16 protein-coding genes are annotated in these 15,973 nt (G+C 66.7%); 5 read left to right on the top strand and 11 right to left on the bottom strand.

The window, feature by feature from the left end; all coding sequences use genetic code 11:
- The 5 genes from HFK18_RS17225 to HFK18_RS17205 all read right to left on the bottom strand — a co-directional run bounded on the left by HFK18_RS17225 (nucleotide 1) and on the right by HFK18_RS17205 (nucleotide 5,114).
- Nucleotides 1-1,266, bottom strand: coding sequence for a cyclopropane-fatty-acyl-phospholipid synthase family protein (locus HFK18_RS17225; RefSeq protein ID WP_180167179.1), 1,266 nt, complete (start codon nucleotides 1,264-1,266; stop codon nucleotides 1-3).
- A complete protein-coding gene (locus HFK18_RS17220) occupies nucleotides 1,263-2,030 on the bottom strand; it encodes a DUF1365 domain-containing protein (protein ID WP_180167178.1) in 768 nt (255 codons plus the stop codon). Before HFK18_RS17220 ends, HFK18_RS17225 begins: the two co-directional genes overlap by 4 nt.
- The gene (locus HFK18_RS17215; protein ID WP_180167177.1) at nucleotides 2,027-3,304 is read right to left on the bottom strand and encodes an FAD-dependent oxidoreductase; all 1,278 of its coding nucleotides are present in this window, start codon (nucleotides 3,302-3,304) and stop codon (nucleotides 2,027-2,029) included. Before HFK18_RS17215 ends, HFK18_RS17220 begins: the two co-directional genes overlap by 4 nt.
- Before the next feature lies 1 nt (nucleotide 3,305).
- Nucleotides 3,306-4,262: an acyl-CoA desaturase gene (locus HFK18_RS17210; protein ID WP_180167176.1), complete on the bottom strand. Its 957-nt coding sequence runs from the start codon at nucleotides 4,260-4,262 to the stop codon at nucleotides 3,306-3,308.
- An 84-nt stretch (nucleotides 4,263-4,346) separates the two neighbouring features.
- Nucleotides 4,347-5,114: a hypothetical protein gene (locus HFK18_RS17205; RefSeq protein WP_180167175.1), complete on the bottom strand. Its 768-nt coding sequence runs from the start codon at nucleotides 5,112-5,114 to the stop codon at nucleotides 4,347-4,349.
- A gap of 144 nt (nucleotides 5,115-5,258) precedes the next feature.
- Between HFK18_RS17205 and HFK18_RS17200 the strand changes: the two genes are divergently transcribed.
- The 4 genes from HFK18_RS17200 (at nucleotide 5,259) to HFK18_RS17185 (ending at nucleotide 7,624) form a co-directional block, all read left to right on the top strand.
- Nucleotides 5,259-5,882 (top strand): sigma-70 family RNA polymerase sigma factor, encoded by a 624-nt coding sequence (locus HFK18_RS17200; RefSeq protein ID WP_180167174.1) that lies wholly within the window; start codon nucleotides 5,259-5,261, stop codon nucleotides 5,880-5,882.
- Nucleotides 5,879-6,553 carry a ChrR family anti-sigma-E factor gene (locus HFK18_RS17195; RefSeq protein ID WP_180167173.1) on the top strand — a complete coding sequence of 225 codons (675 nt, stop codon included), beginning with the start codon at nucleotides 5,879-5,881 and terminating at the stop codon, nucleotides 6,551-6,553. Before HFK18_RS17200 ends, HFK18_RS17195 begins: the two co-directional genes overlap by 4 nt.
- 19 nt (nucleotides 6,554-6,572) lie before the next feature.
- Nucleotides 6,573-7,256: an NAD(P)H-binding protein gene (locus HFK18_RS17190; protein ID WP_180167172.1), complete on the top strand. Its 684-nt coding sequence runs from the start codon at nucleotides 6,573-6,575 to the stop codon at nucleotides 7,254-7,256.
- 71 nt (nucleotides 7,257-7,327) lie between these two features.
- Nucleotides 7,328-7,624: a hypothetical protein gene (locus HFK18_RS17185; protein ID WP_089235735.1), complete on the top strand. Its 297-nt coding sequence runs from the start codon at nucleotides 7,328-7,330 to the stop codon at nucleotides 7,622-7,624.
- 11 nt (nucleotides 7,625-7,635) lie between these two features.
- Here HFK18_RS17185 and HFK18_RS17180 read toward each other — a convergent pair whose 3' ends face one another.
- On the bottom strand, nucleotides 7,636-8,121 hold the full coding sequence (locus HFK18_RS17180) for a TspO/MBR family protein (RefSeq protein ID WP_180167171.1): 486 nt from the start codon (nucleotides 8,119-8,121) through the stop codon (nucleotides 7,636-7,638).
- Between the two features lie 80 nt (nucleotides 8,122-8,201).
- Nucleotides 8,202-10,397, bottom strand: a complete 2,196-nt coding sequence (locus HFK18_RS17175) for a hypothetical protein (protein WP_257216287.1) — start codon at nucleotides 10,395-10,397, stop codon at nucleotides 8,202-8,204.
- Between the two features lie 120 nt (nucleotides 10,398-10,517).
- Between HFK18_RS17175 and HFK18_RS17170 the strand changes: the two genes are divergently transcribed.
- Nucleotides 10,518-12,371 carry an XVIPCD domain-containing protein gene (locus tag HFK18_RS17170; protein WP_180167170.1) on the top strand — a complete coding sequence of 618 codons (1,854 nt, stop codon included), beginning with the start codon at nucleotides 10,518-10,520 and terminating at the stop codon, nucleotides 12,369-12,371.
- 35 nt (nucleotides 12,372-12,406) lie between these two features.
- Here the strand turns inward: HFK18_RS17170 and HFK18_RS17165 are convergent, their stop codons facing one another.
- The 4 genes from HFK18_RS17165 to HFK18_RS17150 all read right to left on the bottom strand — a co-directional run bounded on the left by HFK18_RS17165 (nucleotide 12,407) and on the right by HFK18_RS17150 (nucleotide 15,932).
- Nucleotides 12,407-13,399 (bottom strand): alpha/beta hydrolase, encoded by a 993-nt coding sequence (locus HFK18_RS17165; RefSeq protein WP_180167169.1) that lies wholly within the window; start codon nucleotides 13,397-13,399, stop codon nucleotides 12,407-12,409.
- Nucleotides 13,392-13,877 carry a hypothetical protein gene (locus HFK18_RS17160; RefSeq protein ID WP_343202981.1) on the bottom strand — a complete coding sequence of 162 codons (486 nt, stop codon included), beginning with the start codon at nucleotides 13,875-13,877 and terminating at the stop codon, nucleotides 13,392-13,394. The genes HFK18_RS17165 and HFK18_RS17160 overlap by 8 nt, the downstream gene beginning before the upstream one ends.
- A 79-nt stretch (nucleotides 13,878-13,956) precedes the next feature.
- Nucleotides 13,957-14,871, bottom strand: a complete 915-nt coding sequence (locus tag HFK18_RS17155; protein ID WP_180167168.1) for a PD40 domain-containing protein — start codon at nucleotides 14,869-14,871, stop codon at nucleotides 13,957-13,959.
- A complete protein-coding gene (locus HFK18_RS17150) occupies nucleotides 14,868-15,932 on the bottom strand; it encodes a hypothetical protein (protein ID WP_180167167.1) in 1,065 nt (354 codons plus the stop codon). The genes HFK18_RS17155 and HFK18_RS17150 overlap by 4 nt, the downstream gene beginning before the upstream one ends.
- Nucleotides 15,933-15,973 lie beyond the last annotated feature (41 nt).

The raw sequence follows: 15,973 nt of genomic DNA, 5'->3' as shown, positions 1-15,973 counted from the left end.
TCAGCCGGTCCGCTCGCCATGGGAATCCGCTTCGGGGCGGTAGCCAGGGCGTGCCAGCAGCAGATGGGAAACGCCGATGGAGCGCTCCAGGAAGCCACCTTCGCAGTAGGCCAGGTAGAACTCCCACAGCCTGCAGAAACGCTCATCGAAGCCCTGCGCGTGTACTGCAGGCAACTGCGCGAGGAAGCGCTGCCGCCAGGCGCGCAGGGTCAATGCATAGGAGTGGCCGAAGTCCTGCTGGGCGATCAACTGCAGGTCGCAGGCCCGGGTCTTGGCGGCCAGGATGGCATTGATCGAGGGAATGAAGCTGCCCGGAAACACGAAGCGCTTGATGTAGTCCACGCTGCGCCGCGCCTGTTCGTAGCGCTGGTCCTCGATGGTGATGGCCTGCAGCAGGGCCAGCCCATCAGGCTTGAGCAGCCGCTGCAGGGTGGCCATGTAGGTGTCCAGGTACTCGGCACCGATGGCCTCGATCATCTCGATGGACACCAGTTTGTCGAACTGCCCCTGCAGATCGCGGTAGTCCTGCATCAGCAACGTCACGCGATCCTGCAGGCCGGCCTCGCGCACGCGCTGTGCGGCCAATGCGTGCTGTTCTGCAGAGATGGTGGTGGTGGTGACATGGCAGCCGTAGTGCTGCGCGGCATGCACGGCAAAGCCACCCCAGCCGGTGCCGATCTCGACCACGCGATCACCCGGCTGCAGTCGCAGCTGCTGGCAGATGCGATCCAGCTTGCGTCGCGATGCGCTTTCCAGTGAATCACCGGCATCGGTGAACAGCGCCGAGGAGTACATCAGGTCCGGTGACAGGAACAGGGCGAAGAAATCATTGCCCAGGTCATAATGGGCGGCGATGTTGCGACGGCTGCCTTCGCGGCTGTTGCGCCGCAGCCGGTTCCAGCCGCGCAGCAGCCAGCCGCCGATGCGCGCCGGCCCGCGTTCCATGCCATCCAGCAGGTCGCGGTTGCGTACCAGCAGCTGCACCAGCGCCACCAGGTCGTCGCAGCGCCAATCACCGTTGATGTAGCTCTCGCCGGCGCCAACGCTGCCGTTCGCCGCCACCTTGCGGTAGAACGCCGGGTCATCGATGGTCACGGTGACCTGAAGGTCACTTCCTGCGTTGCCCAGCTGCACCTCGCCAAACGCATCACGCACGCACAGACGCCCGTTGTGCAGCGGCGCAAGCTGGGCCAGAAGGCGTCGGCGCAGGAACGCGTCCAGGGTGCCGGGCTGGGGCAGGGTGGCCGAGGGGGTCATTTCGTTCATCGCGGTTTCTCGGCTAGGGAAGGATGGTCGTGCACGGGGTTGCGCTTGAGCCATAGCCGCAGCGCCTGCCAGTGGATGGCGGCGACCACCTGCGCGCTCATCAGCGGGTAGCAGGCCAATACCCGGGCAAGCCCACGGCCATCGATGGGCCGCCGCTGCATGCTCTGTGTGGCATCGAACTGGCGCTGGCCGTTGCGCCATACCTGCATGTGCACGCGCAGGTCGTCCGCGGGCGCGGTGAAGCGCCAGTCATACGCGCAATCCATGGGCATGAAGGGTGAAACGTGGAAGGTCTTGTCGAACTGCCAGCGCAGGGCGCGGCCCTGCCGTATCGCAGTTTCGACCGGAAGCACGTAGGCGTGTCGCTCCTTCCAGGGCGTATTGGTGATCTCGGCGACGATGCAGTCCAGGGTCTCCCGGTCAGCTTGGTAGCAGTAGTAGAAGCTGACCGGGTTGAACACGTGGCCACCGAAGCGCAGGTGGGTCAGCAGCCGCACCGGGCCGTCGGGGCGCCGCCCGAGCACCGTCGCGGCATGGTCACGCACTGCGTCGGCCAGGGAGGTCGCGGGATCACCGAAGTAGTCGCTGCGGCGGAACTCTGCCAGGTTGCGGCGCCCGACCGACCACAGCCAGCGTCCGGCAAATACCTGGTCCAGCTCGTCCAGATCCAGCAGCAGCTGCGCGATCGGGTAGCGGAACGCGTGGGCATGCGGGTGGTGGCGACGATGCTCGACGTGGCCGAAGTAGATGGCGCTGGCGCTCACGCGGGCACCTCCGCTTGCTGCGCGCTGTGGCTGCGGAATGAGCGTGCCTGCAGCGCGTCGACCACGCGGCGGGCACTGCGGATGCCGTCCTCGTGGAAACCCCAGCCCCAGTACGCACCCGCGAACCAGGTATGGCGATGTCCCTGCACCTCGCCCCAGCGCTGCTGCGCCTGTACCGCAACATGGTCATGTACCGGATGTGCGTAGTGCAGGCGCCGCAGTACCTTGGCCGGATCGATGGCCTCGCTGCGGTTGAGGGTCACCACCAACGGAGTGTCGCCGGGTAGCCCCTGCAGCAGGTTCATGCAGTAGCTGACCGTGCAGGGCGCTGCGGGATCGCGCGGCACATGCGCGTTCCAGGCCGCCCAGGCCTTGCGGTTGGCGGGCAGCAGCGAGGCATCGGTGTGCAGCACCGCCTCATTGGGCTGGTAGCGGATCGCACCGAGCACCGCCTGCTCAACCGGGTCGGCGTCGGCCAGCAGCGCCAGGGCCTGGTCGCTGTGGCAGGCCAGGATCACTTCATCGAAGCCTTCAACGCCGGTCGCGGTGTGCACGCGCGCGCCCCAGGGCATGCGCTCGACCGCGTGCACTGGGCATTCCAGCCGCTCGTGTACCCGCCAGCGCGCACGAAGGGCATCCACATAGCGGGCCGAACCGCCCTTGACCACGCGCCAGGACGCACGCCCGGTCATCTGCAGCATCTGGTGGTTGGCCATGAACTGCACCAGGTAGCGCGCTGGGAAGTCCAGCACCTGTGCGGTCGGTGATGACCACAGTGCCGAGGCCATCGGCAGCAGATGCTCCTGCACGAACGCCTCGCCATAGTGCTGGCTGTGCAGGTATTGGCCCAGCGTAGGCCCCTTCTCCTCGCCGAGCAGCAGGGGGGCGTCACGATAGAAGCGCCGCAGGTCGGCCAGCATGCCCCAGAAGCGCGGGGACACCAGGTTTCTTCGCTGGCAGAACAGGCCATCCAGCGAGGTGGCGTTGTATTCCACGCCGCTGCGCTCGCTGTGCATCGAGAAGCTCATCGTGGTGGGCTGCGAGGCCACCCCAAGTTCATCGAACAGGGCCGACAACAGCGGGTAGTGGTGTGGGTTGAAGACGATGAACCCGGTGTCGACCGCCATCCTGCGTCCGTCCACCGTCACCTCATGGGTGTGGGTATGGCCGCCCAGGTAGTCGTTGGCCTCGAACAGGGTGACGTCATGTTCGCCGTCCAGCCACCACGCGCTTGCCAGACCGGCGATGCCGGAACCGATGACCGCGATACGCATGTCAGTGCCTCGCCTTTGCCAGCACCCAGGCCGGGATCGGCTTGAGCCCCTTCACCAGGCCCAGCGCGGCCATGACGCGCAGGCCATACCAGCTGATGTCGATCTCCCACCAGTGGAAGCCCTGGCGCGCGGTGCCGGGGAAGAAATGATGGTTGTTGTGCCAGCCCTCGCCGAAGGTCAGCAGGGCAAGCCACAGGTTGTTGCGGCTGTCATCGCGGGTCTCGAAGCGGCGCCGGCCGAAGCGGTGCGCCAGCGAATTGATGGTGACCGTGGCATGGAACAGCACGACGGTGGAGATGAAGAAGCCCCACACCAATAGCTGCGGGCCGGAGGTATGCAAGGCCGGGGCCACGCGCTCGAGTACCGCACCGAGGCCGTACAGCGCAGCGGCCAGCAACACGGGCACCACGGTGTCGAACCGGTCCAGCCAGCGCAGCTCGGGGTACCGGGCCAGATCGGGAATGCGCTGCAGGTCGGTGGCAAAGGCACTGCGGGTAAGAAACCACCCCATGTGACTGCGCCAGAATCCACCCTGGCGCGGGGAGTGTGGGTCCTGCGGTTGATCCGCGTGGCGGTGGTGATGGCGGTGGTGGGCTGCCCACCAGAGGGGGCCACGCTGCACGCTGGCAGCACCGATGACCGCGAACACGAACTGCACGGTGCGCGATGCCTCGAAGGTGCGGTGCGAGAAGTAGCGGTGATAGAACGCAGTGATGGCAAACATCCTGATCGCGTACAGGAACACTGCGACCGCGACGGCCGTCCAGGACACGCCTACCCAGATCACGCCGAGGCAGGCCACATGCAGCAGCGCGAAGGGCAGGGCGCGCAGCCAGTCGATGCGGTCACCCTGGCCACCGTCGGCCGCCGCTTCGCTTCCGGCATCGGTATCGAACCAGCGCTTGAAGGTACGCAACAGGCGCGAACGTCTGCGGAGTGGAGGCGCTGCGGATGCCATGGACGGGAGCCCGAGGGAGTCGATTGCCTACCTCTACGTGTAGCAGTGCAGGTTGGATGCAGTGGATCGCATCCGTCTGTGTTTTCACTTGGTTGTAACAACGCAGCTCGATACCAGCGGTCGTTGCAGTTCATCGCGCCATCGTTGCTCCGGTTGTTCCGTTGCGGGTGCCGAGAAGCGCACGGTCACCTGCGGATAATCGCCGCGCGCATCGCGCAGATTGCTGGTGCCGCGGAACTCCAGCAGACGGCGATCGGCATCGGCGTAGACCAGCGAAAGACGCGGCGCCACCGCCCCGAACCAGGTATCAAGGCGGACCTCCATCGCATGGGCGGCAAGCCCTTGCCAGCGCACCGGGCCGCGGTACTGCACCTGCACGGGATAGAAGCGCTGCCGCCCGGGCACCAGAAAGGGCAGGCTGACCGGCGTACCACCCAACAGCGTCTGCCAGTGGGCCCGCACGGCGGCATCGAAACCGGCATCGATCACGGCATCCGCGGGTAGAGGCAGCTGCTTCGTTCGTGAAGGCGCGGACGTGTCTTCCTTCCAGTCGACCTGGACACCGTCGCGGCCGACCACCACGCGGGCCGCTTGACCATTGCGGGCGTCCTGCAGCACATAGCCCCGCGCCCGGGCCCGCACGGCGGCGGGCATCTGCTTGCGGGCGAAAGGCTGCCCAGCAGGGCACAGGTATTCCACCCAGCGCTCGCTGCCATCACCGGCCCCGCGCTGCCAATGCACCTCGCGGTAGGCGGTGGTTCCATTGGGCAGGGTGGCAACGCCTTCCGAACGCAACAGCGGCGCGGCGCCGGCAGCGCAGGGGGTGAGAAGCAGCAACCAGACAAGGCGCATCGGGGCGATCCATGGGAGGATTGCCCTGCTGTACGTACGTCGGTGCAGGCTGGATGCACGCTGGCGCCCATCCGGGGTGCATCCAACCGGCGCTGCTGTGCGTAGAGGGAAGGACTCCTCTTCACTCAACGGCTGCCCCCGCCGATGTACCGTCCTCCCGCCAGCCCCTCTCTTTCCTTTGACACCGCGCGGATCGTGTCCAGTTCACAGCAGCCCAGCAACGAGCCGACGAACTGGAATGGCGAGATGGACGGCGTCGCCCGGCTGCGCGACCGTGACTGTTTCATGCGCATCTACGACCATTTCATGCCGCGCCTGTGCATCTACCTGCGCGGCTTGGGCGCGCCCGCAGCGGTGGCCGAAGAGCTGGCCCAGGAGTGCCTGCTGCGCCTGTGGCTGCGCGCGTCCGAATTCGATCCTGCGCAGGGCGCGTTGAGCACCTGGCTGTACCGCATCGGCCGCAACCTGCACATCGACCGGGTGCGCCGTGAGCGTAGCTGGATGCAGGTGCAGGAGGCGGTGGAGGATGCTGCCGCTGGAGATGTCAGCGAACGCAGCAGCGCCGAACAGTTCGCCGACCACGCCCGTCTGCGCCAGCGTATCAACGAGTTGCCGGCCACACAGGCGCGCCTGGTGCGGATGTCCTATTTCGAGGCCAAGAGTCACAGCGAGATCGCACAGGCGCTGGGCATGCCGCTGGGCACGGTCAAATCGCACCTGCGACGAGCGTTCCTGCAGTTGCAGTCGAAGGTCGGGGGTGCACCATGAATCCGCACCACCATCTGCATGAGTCGACGCTGATGAGCTACGCCGCCGGTGCCCTGCCGACGCCCTTGAGCATCGTCGCCGGCACGCATCTGGAACAGTGTCCGCACTGCCGCCAGCGCCTGCGCGAAGCGGAGGCCATCGGTGCCGCACTGCTGGAGCAGACCCAGCCGCCGGCAGCTGAGGCGCGGCGGGCAGGGCTGCGCGACGCAATGCTTGCGCAGCTCGGTGAGGACCATGCCGGCATCGTGCCGAGCCCGCTGCGGTCGCTGCCGCCGGAACGGCCCGAGGCCGACCCGGACCATCTGCCGAAGTCGCTGCATCCCTACTTTGGCGATTCGCTGGGTCGGCTGCACTGGCGCTGGATGGCGCCCGGTGTGCATTGCATCCGCGCCGAGCAGATGCCTTCGCTGATCATGCTGAAGATCGCGCCGGGCAAATGCTTGCCGATGCACAGCCACGGCCGCAGCGAACTGACCCAGATCCTGCGAGGCTCCTACAATGATGCGCTGGGGCTGTTCGCGCCGGGCGATGTTGCAGACCTGGACGAGGACGTCGAGCACCAGCCGGTAACGGCACCTGGTGTACCGTGCATCTGCGTTTCCGCGCTGGACGCGCCGCTGGTGTTCAGTGGTTGGTTGGCCCGCAAAATCCAGCGCTTCGTCAAACTCTAGTCTTCTTCAAGGTCAACGCATGCACGAAACACGCCCGCTGCGGATTCTGCTGACCGGTGCAACCGGACTGGTCGGGCAGGGCGTTGCCCGTGCCTGCCTCGCTTCGCCGCAGGTTGCGCGGACCGCAGCCCTGGTCCGCAGCCAGGCCGGGCTGGACGCGCGGATCGAGCAGATCGTGCTCGCGGATTTCCAGCAGGCCCGCAACGTGAGCCCGCAGTTGGCTGGATTCGATGCCTGTTTCTACTGCGCCGGCGCGCCACCGGTCGGCACCGCCGAGGATGAGTATCGGAAGGTGACGCTCGATGCCACTCTGGCTGTGGCTGCAGCGTGGGCGGAAGCGAATCCGGACGGCCGGTTCCTGTATGTCTCTGGCGCCCACGCCAATCCACACAGCCGGATCATGCCGCTGCGCATCAAGGGCGAGACCGAGGCCGCGCTGGCGCAGCTCGCGGTGCGCACCGTCATGCTGCGTCCAGCCGGGGTACGCCCGGTGGCGGGAACCGGCACCCGTCATGCGGCATTGAAGCCGCTGTACCGCTTCGGCGGCCCTTTGATGGCGGCGGCGGGCCGCGTCCTGCCTTCGCTGGTGACCAGCAACGAGGCCATCGGCCGCGCGATGATCGTGCTGGTGACGATGCCGGACCCGCCAGCAGTACTGGAATGTGCGCAGATCAATCGACTGGGTTCTGCTTCCGCAGACTGAGGACCGAGGTGCACATCTGCTGCACATCGCGGCAACTACAGTCGAGGCTCCTCCTTCTGTGACGCATCGACGTGAACCTGCAGCCATCGTCCTCTCCGCTTCGCCCTTCGCGTCCAGCGCCTGACAACGGCCGTTTCGACCTGCTGGATGTCAACGCGCTGCAGGATCCCGGCAGCGGCCGCATCGTCCATCTCTACTCGCTGGTGGCGCGCTGTCTGTCCTGCGAGCTGGTGTTCAAGGCGCAGGAAGGCGATGGACTGGTCAGCACCTCTGCCGCACGCGTACTGCGTTGTCCGACCGGCTGCGGCGAGCAGGCTTTCAGGGGCAGCGTGCTGCGCCAGTGGCAGCAGGCGCCACACGCTCTGTAAGCATTGCCCGGCTAAAGCAAGGCCGGATTGGCCTGCCACACGGCGAAGTTGAGCGCGCTGGCGAACGCCACCCATGCCAGGTAAGGCAGCAGCAGCCACGCCGCTGCCGGGCGCACGCGATGGAAGGCGACCACCGTGGCCACGATCAGCACCAGCAACAGCAGGATGTCCGCAAACGCCAGCGCCCCCTGCTTCCAACCGAAGAACAGCCAGCTCCACAGCACATTGAGCGCCAGCTGCAGCAGGTAGAGGACCAGCGCAGGCGTGGCCGCGCGCCATCCGCCTTGGCGCCAGACCAGCCACGCGGCCAGCGCCATCAGCGCGTACAGCACCGTCCACACCGGACCGAACACGCTGGCAGGCGGCGCCCATGAAGGCAACGTGAGGCCTGCGTAGAAGTCCGCCGCAGAAATAGAGGCGCGAGCACCCAGCGCGGCAGCCAGAAAAGTAACCACGGCCCAGCCCAGAAGACCAACAACCTGCCTGCGGACATTCATGGTGTATCTCCTCCTGCACTGCCACCGGTTGTGACAGCGCGTTGTACGCAGTTGCGTCGCGACTGGATGCAGGCGCCCGGTCAGTCGGCTGTGCCGCCGGTGCCAGACTGCGCAGGGGCTGGCAACAACGCAGGCCGACCGTCGAACCACTCCCGCGCGCCGGCCAGATGCCATTGCCGGCGCTGGCCATCCAGTTCGATGCCGGCGCCCAGCAGGCCCCAGCGCAGGTAGAGGTCGCCGCGCTTGCGCTGGTCCAGCAGATCCAGCCGTGCACGCAGCGAAAGACGCTCGTTTTCCGCTTGCAGCCCATCCAGCACCAGATGCCCGGCCCGCCAGCGCAGTCGGGTATGCGCGTCCACCTGGCCGGAATCGAGCAGGGACAATGCCCAGCGCGGGTAATCACTGCGCTCGGCGAACAGCGCCAGCAACGGGCCGGCGTCGCGCATGGCAAGGTCCGCACGTGCGTCCACCTGGAAGGGGGACTGCGCATCGATGTCGCCGCGGGCGATGGTGACACGGCCCCACCACGGTTGTGGTCGCTGCTGGTCACCCACCTGCACATTGCGCAGCTCGATCACGCTCCCGCCCAGATCGAACCGGCGCTGGCTGAAATCGCCGCGTCGCAGCCTGCCATCCACGCGCGCGTCGCCCTGCAGGTCGAGCCCCGCCACCTGCAGCCGTGCGCGTTGACTGCGCAGGCGCACGCTGCCGTTGCCGACCCGGCCCTGGGTATCAAGCTGAGCATCGCCGCTCACCCGGCCGGCGCCTCCCAGCAGCCGCACCTGGCCGTTGCCCAGGTAGCGGTTGTAGGCGGTGAGGTCGGGAATGGTTGCGTCGTCGAAGCGCAGCTGCGCACGCACACCCTTGCGCAGCTCGCGCAGGCGCCCGTCACCGGTCAGTGTCAGCGCCAGGTCGCGCCCATCGAACAGCGTGGCACCTTTGGGGTTGCCCGCACGGGCATTGAACGTGGGAAGCTTCACTGCCAGCACGGCGCGCGTCGGCGTGCCGGCCTGCAGTTGCCCATGCGCGCTGGCCGTTCCCTGCATGTGCACGCCGGCGACCTCGGCCACCGCCCGCGCCGCGGGAATATCGACGCTGCTGCCGGCGGCCAGCTCGCCGTTCTGCAGGCGCAGGTCCGCGCGCAGCACGCCGCCGCCCTGCAGCTGGAACCAGGGCTTCTGCACGAACAGTGCGGGAATCCAGTTGAGCGAGGTGAAGGTCCATTCGCCCTTGACCGTGCCAGAGGTACGCCCCAGCATCTCGCTGGGATCGTCAAATGGAATCTGTCGCCCGGCGATGATCAGGTCCGCATCCAGTGCAGCACCTGTGCCATCGCGCTGCGGCAACCGCGCCTGCAGACGGATATCGCGAGCGGCGTCCAGCTGTATCGCCAGCGTTCCTCGATCCGGTGCGCCGGCCCCCACCTGCAATGGAACCCGCCAGACGGCATGACTGCCTGGCTGCAGCGCGCCCTGGTCCAGGGTAAGCGAGGCCTGCAACTGCCCCGGTACGGCAGCGCTGGCAACGGCGGGTCGTTGCGTGTCCGTATCCAGGCGCAAGCCCTGGCTGCGCGCCTGTACCTCCAGCACCGCATGCAGCAGCCCCAGTTTTTCCAGGCCCGGCGCCTGGTCGCGGTAGTGCCGTGGATAGGAGAACTGCGACTTCAACTGCATGTCGCCGAGCAGCTGGGTGCCATCAATGCTCACATCGGCATCCGCGAAAGCCACCTCCGAGTCCAGCAGCTCCGATGGCCCGCCGCGCAGCTGCTTGACGAAGCCGACCGTGCCGCTGCCTTCGCCGACGATCAACAATTTGCCGGCGCGGAAGCTGCGGATGCTGTCGCTGTGAATGGCATCGAATCGCAACGTCCAGCCGCGATCGCCGCGCGGAGGTGAGGGAATCGCCTCATCCACCCGCGCGATCTCGGCGCCTACGCCGGTCGCGTGCAGCGACGGCACGCGCACCTCGCGCTGAAACAGTGGCAACAACGCCAGACGCGCACTGGCCCGGTCTGCGCGCAGCACATACACCGTGCGATTGACGTGGCCGCGCATCTGCACGTTCCAGGCGATCACATGGCCCGGCAGCAGCGTGATCGCGGGCCCGGTGGTCATCACGAACTTGTGCGGCTTGCGATTGGTGACCTGATCGAACAGCGGCGTGTTGAGAAAGACATTGCCCGCGAGCAGGTACAGCAGATACAGGCCCAGCAGATAAGGCAGGAGCTTGCGGGCATGGTGGAGCCATCGCTGCGGGCGGGCGAGGGAGCGGGGCATGGACCCTCGGCAGGGAATGGGATGGCCATCACTATCGTGGATGCTGCTGCGGCGCGATGTGAACGTGCCGCGCGCCCTGCGCCCTATAATCAGCGCGTCTCTGTTCAAGGAGGTCACGGCATGAATGCCCAGACCAGCAAGGAAGGCGCAACCCCGGATGCGCCACGCGATGCCGCCGCGGCGTCGTTCGATCCGACTTACACCTCGGCCAACAGCGAGGTCCGCGCTGCCGCCGGCGGTTACTCGGTCACGTTGAACGAGGGCGATGGGGCGTTGAAGGTGGGCGCCGAGCAGAAACGCGCAGCGTCCAGTCTTGCATCGCAGTTCCAGGGCACGTCGCTGAACATGGCCGGCAGCCCGACAGCCGATGGTGGCAGGGACTACCTGCTGACGATGGAGTCGGTGGTCGGTGCAAGCGTGAAAAGTGCCGGCTTCCAGGACACCAGCAGCACCGGCGTACGCGGGCGCTACAGGGTCAGCCTGCCCAGCGACGCGGTGGACGTCGATCCCACCCGCATCAATCCTTTCGATCCGCAGACCATTCCCAACGGTGGCAGCGTCACCCTGGATGGCCAGCAGTTCACCGGCACTGCACTGGAAGGCAGTTTCCGCAACATCGCCATGCAAACCCAGACGACCGAGGCGAGCGGTGCCAGCTACCGCGTGGATCGCCTGGATGATGGCCGGGTGCGCGTCACCACCGGGCCGAACGAGGCGGTCGAAGCCTTCAACGGCACGGGATTCACTGCAGGCAGGTTCAGCGCGATCGCCGGTCGCCAGGACGCGCTCGGCCATTCGGCCGTCCGCACTGCGACCTTCGACATCAATCAACCCGAAGGCCGCCAGGCCTATGAACAGTTCATCGACAACGGCACGCTGAACAGCCAGACCGCGGGCGTGCAGGATCTGGCCACGGTCGAGCGGCTGGGAATGAGTTCGCAGACGCGTTTGAAGGTCGGCTACGGCGACACGTTTGGCATGGATCTGGCGGGTGCTCGCAACAGCGGTGATGTGGTGCAGGTCAGTCGCGAAGACGGCAGCCGCACCGAGCTGCGCAGCGTGCAGTACAACGGCAACCTGCCTGCATCCCGGATCAGCGCTTACGGCGCCGATGGCCAGGAGGATACGGCGCAGCGCCGCTACGAATTCACCTTCGACCTGCGCGGGAATGCGCAGGGCGAACAGATTGCCGGGATGGTCAACGCGGCGCTGTCCGGCGACCCCGCCGGCGATCGCGGGCCGATGAAGGCCGGCGAGCTGAACACCCTGAGCTTCAGCGAGGCCCAGATGCGCACGCTGATGGAGCGCACCCAGTCGATGGTCAAGGACAACCCAATGCTGGGGCCATCGTGGCAGGTGCTTGCCGAGGACGGCAGCGGCAAGCCGCAGCAGGACGTGGATGCCTTTGCCCAGGGGCTGGCACGCAACCAGGGGCAATCCACCTACGGCATGGCCGAGCGCATGTTCCACATCGCCGCGGCCGGCGGCAAGGATCTGCAGAAGATCGACGCTGGCGTGCAGGGCGAGCACCTGCAGTCACTTGCGCCACCGTCACCGCTGCTGCCCCGGCAGGACCCCCGGCACACTGCCAGCCCGGACCATGGCATGTGGCTGCAGAGCCAGGGCGCGGTCAGCAGCCTCGAGCAGGCGATGGGGCGACAGCCGGATGAAATGAGCGAACGCCTTGGCATGGCACTGCTGGTAGCGGCCAAGGACAAGGGCATGCAGCGGATTGACGAGGCCGTGCTCAGTGACGACGGCAGGTATGCATTCGCGGTGCAGGGCCAGCCGCACGCCGCGGATCGACAGATCGCGCGCACCGAGACCGCGCAGGCGGTGGCGACGCCGGTCAGCGAGCATGTGCGGGAGCTCCAGCAGGGCCAGGCCCTGGCGGCAACGTCAGACCAGGCGAGCCAGCAGCAGGAGCGGGAGCAGATTTCCCAGGAACAGGCTGAAAGGTCCATGGCGCGCTGATTCCAGCGCGCCAGCCCAACTGCTGGCACAGCCGGTCAGGCACTCCAGAGTGCCCGAGCCTCTTCGGCAAGCAGCGCAGGCTGTTCCTCCGGCCAGAACAGGCGTCCGCCTTCCACCCAGCGGATACCGCGCGATGCAGGCAGGCTCTGGTGCAGCCACTCCGCCCAGCGGCCAGGAAAGAGTGGATCGGCCGTTCCCCACACCATGCGCGTGGGGAACGTACTTCGCTTCAGTGCAGCTTCGATGGCCAGTAGCGGATTCGGCTCGAAGGCTGCCAGATGGCGATTCAACTGCTGCTGACGCAGCGGCGAGGACACCAGTGGCCGAAAGCTGTACTCGATGGCCTCGTCGCTGAAATGTGCCGGAACAGCATAGGCCGAGCCACCGATTCCGGCCGCCGACCGCGCGTACTGACGGTCCTGCAGATGCCGGGCAATCTTCTGGTGATAGGTGCCAGCACGTGCAGCGGCCAGCGAGTTCTTCATCTGCAGCGGCGGACTGTTCTCGTGCACATCGCAGTTGGTCAGCAGCATCGTGCGCACGCGCTGCGGGTGCTGTACAGCGAACAACTGGGCCACGGTTCCGCCGCTGTCATTGGCAACCAGATCGACCGCAGGAACGGACAGCGCATCAAGCAATGCAGCAAGCATGTTGCTCTGCGCCTGCGGCGACAGGTCCTGCGTCGCGGCCACCCGGCTATGGCCCAGCCCCATGAAATCCGGCGCGATGCAGCGCCGGGACGAGGAGAGCTGCGCGATCGCATGCCGCCACTGGAAACCGCTCAAGGGGAAGCCGTGCAGGAACAGCGCGGCCGGGCCTTCCCCTCTCTGCACGCAGGCGATACGCCCGAACGGCGTGCGGATCCAGCGCCGGAGGGCGGCGAACGCCGCGGCATCCATGGGTTCGGGCACGTCCGCGCTGGCGCCCCGTACGGTTGGCAGCCGTCCCGTAGCCAGCAGAAGCCCAGCACCGATCAGCAGTGACCTGCGTGAAATGCTCTCGATCTCGATCTTGTCTGGCTCAGGCATGGACCTCTCCTTCGATGCGGATATCCGGGCTGCGCAGGCCCATCGCAATCCAGGCCTTCATCAACCGGGCATAAAAGCGCAGCGAGTGTTGCTTGAGGTTGGGTACATCGGCGGGCAGCACGGAGGGATCTGGTAGATCGCCGACCATTGTGCGCATCTGCAGCGGCGGCCTGGCATCCTCCGGCCACAGCCCGCCATACAGGCTTAGCCAGTGGCCGCCGTTCAGTTCAAGGAATACCGGCGTGTTGCAGCAGGTGGCCAGCACGCGACGGCTGCCGGCATCGGCGAAGAGGCGGAATGCAGCGAGGTGCGCGAATCCTGCCAGGAATTCCACCCGGTCCTTGCGATACATGACGAACCTGGTGGTTCCATGCGGTCCGAGCAGCCGCAGGGCGCCAGGCAGGCGCTGCAGGCGCAGGCCTGCGGCGCGGCAGCTGTTGCAGCAGCAGTCGACGCAGGCGATGGGTGTGTCGATCACGTTCAACTTCACTTCGCCACAGCGGCAGGCAACCTGTTGTGCGGACGGCATGTGCATGCTCTCTTCGTTGGCTCTTTTTCTATCGACGAACCGGGGGCCTCGGAATCGACAGGGACGGTGGCCGCCGATAGCGCACCCGATACAGGTCCAGGCTGGCGCCATCGCCGCGACGCGCTGAATAGGTCAGCGTGCCAGGGCGGGACCAGTCGAGCATGGCACCATAGCTGTCGCTCGCACCGTCGTTGACGGGTGCGGGCAGTCGCATGCCGGGCTCGTAGCGGTCACCGAACGCGCGTGCCGCGAACTGCTCGACCCGCGAACTGCCGAAATCCTGTGCGCGTGCGAAAACGATGGTCCGGCCATCGCCCAGGAAGGTGGCGTCGAACTCCTGCGCGGCCGTGTTGACCGCGCCTGCAACCGGACGTGCAGGTTGCAGTTGGCCGTCGTCCACCTGCGCGACATATAGATCGTGGCCACCGGCGCCACCTGCTCGGTCGCTGGAGAACAGCAGGGTGCCACCGTCGGCCGCGAGCATCGGCGCAAACTCGTTGGCGGGACTGTTGACGGCAGGCCCGAGATTCTCGGCGACCCCGAATCGCAGGGCCTGCACGGGCACCCTGTACAGGTCATCGCCGCCCAGTCCACCCGGGCGATCAGAGCAGAACAGCACGAAACGGCCGTCCGCCGTGAAGGCCGGATCGAAATCGCGGCCGGGTGTATTGAAGGGCGCCGGGCGCGCGACACTCCACTTCCCACGCTGCAGTCTCGAGACCCAGATGTCATATCCGCCAGCGCCCCCTGGCCGGTCACGGCTGAACCAGAGTGCCGTGTGCCCGTCGGGGCTCAGCGTCAGGCGGATTTCGCTGTATCGGGTCGATGCGATGCCCGGTGCGAAACGCTCTGCGTGGTGGTCGAGTGCCAGCGTATCCTGGCCGACATCACCCCCCAGCAGTCCAGCGACCGTGACCGTGACCAGAGCGGTAAGCGCGTTCATGACTGCCGCTCGAAATCGCTGATCCAGTTGGTCTCCCAGGTCGCTCCTCCGTCTGCGGATGCCGCCTGTTCCCAGCGTGCGGAACGCGAGGTGATGTTCGACCAGATCACACGCGTTCTGATCGGCTGCCCTCGCAGCTGGTCGTCTCCCATGAACGTGCCGATACCATCGACGAAACCGCCGCGGACCGGCGCGCCGATCCGCCTCGGATCGCGGCCATCCAACCACCAGCTCGACCACTGGCCACTGCTTGCATCCCACGCGCGGATGCCCATGCCGCGTACGGTCGCAGCGGGGAAATTCATGACGTTGTCGCCAACATTGCCGAAGCCGCCCAGCACCGGCCAGTTGTGCAACGTGCCATCGAAGTGGTCCCAGATGTTGCTGCCAGAGAGCCGTTCGCGCAGTCGACGGTGCTGCACGGTCCAACGGCCGACCAGGAAGTCGAAGTCGCGGGGCGCATCCGCCTGCAGAGGTAACGGCGAGGGTATCGCTGCCGAACGGGTGAACCAGTTGCGCCAATTCACTTCCCAATGCACGCCGTTGTCAGCGGAGAATGCCTGCTCCCACCACGGCTGCGCAGCGTGGATGTCGTGCCAGCGGAACCATACCTGGATGGGCTGGCCGTTGAATGTATCCGTGCCGAGGAAACTGCCGCCGCTGCCGCTGAAACCGCCATGCAACGGCGCTTCAAAGCGGGTGGGAGCTCGCCCATCCAGCCACCAGATTGCCCAGGTGGCGGAGGCCGGATCGAAGGCACGTACACCCAGGCCGCGGTACGGGCCGCCGGGCAGCTGCATCAGGTTGTCATCGATGGTGCCCAGCCCGCCCAGGGTCAGCCAGACCGCACTGGTGCCGGTGAAATCCACCCAGCGCGTGTCGGCCACCAAGCGTTCCTGCATCCGGCGGTGACGCACGTTCCAGTTGCCCTGCAGCCAACGCCAGTCATTGGCATGGTCTCTGCCGGCATGGGGCGGAGCAGCGCCCAGCGGCAGACAGAGCCCTAAGGCGCCGGCACCGTACAACGCGGCAAGGCCGCCCAGAAATCCACGTCGCTGCATGTCTGATCCCCGCTGTCCGAGGCCCCATCTTCGGTGCCGTA

The organism is Stenotrophomonas sp. SbOxS2, from assembly GCF_013416715.1.
Taxonomy (GTDB): domain Bacteria; phylum Pseudomonadota; class Gammaproteobacteria; order Xanthomonadales; family Xanthomonadaceae; genus Stenotrophomonas; species Stenotrophomonas lactitubi.
The sequence above is the reverse complement of the archived record's forward strand: the minus strand, read 5'-3'. Positions and strand labels throughout refer to the sequence as shown.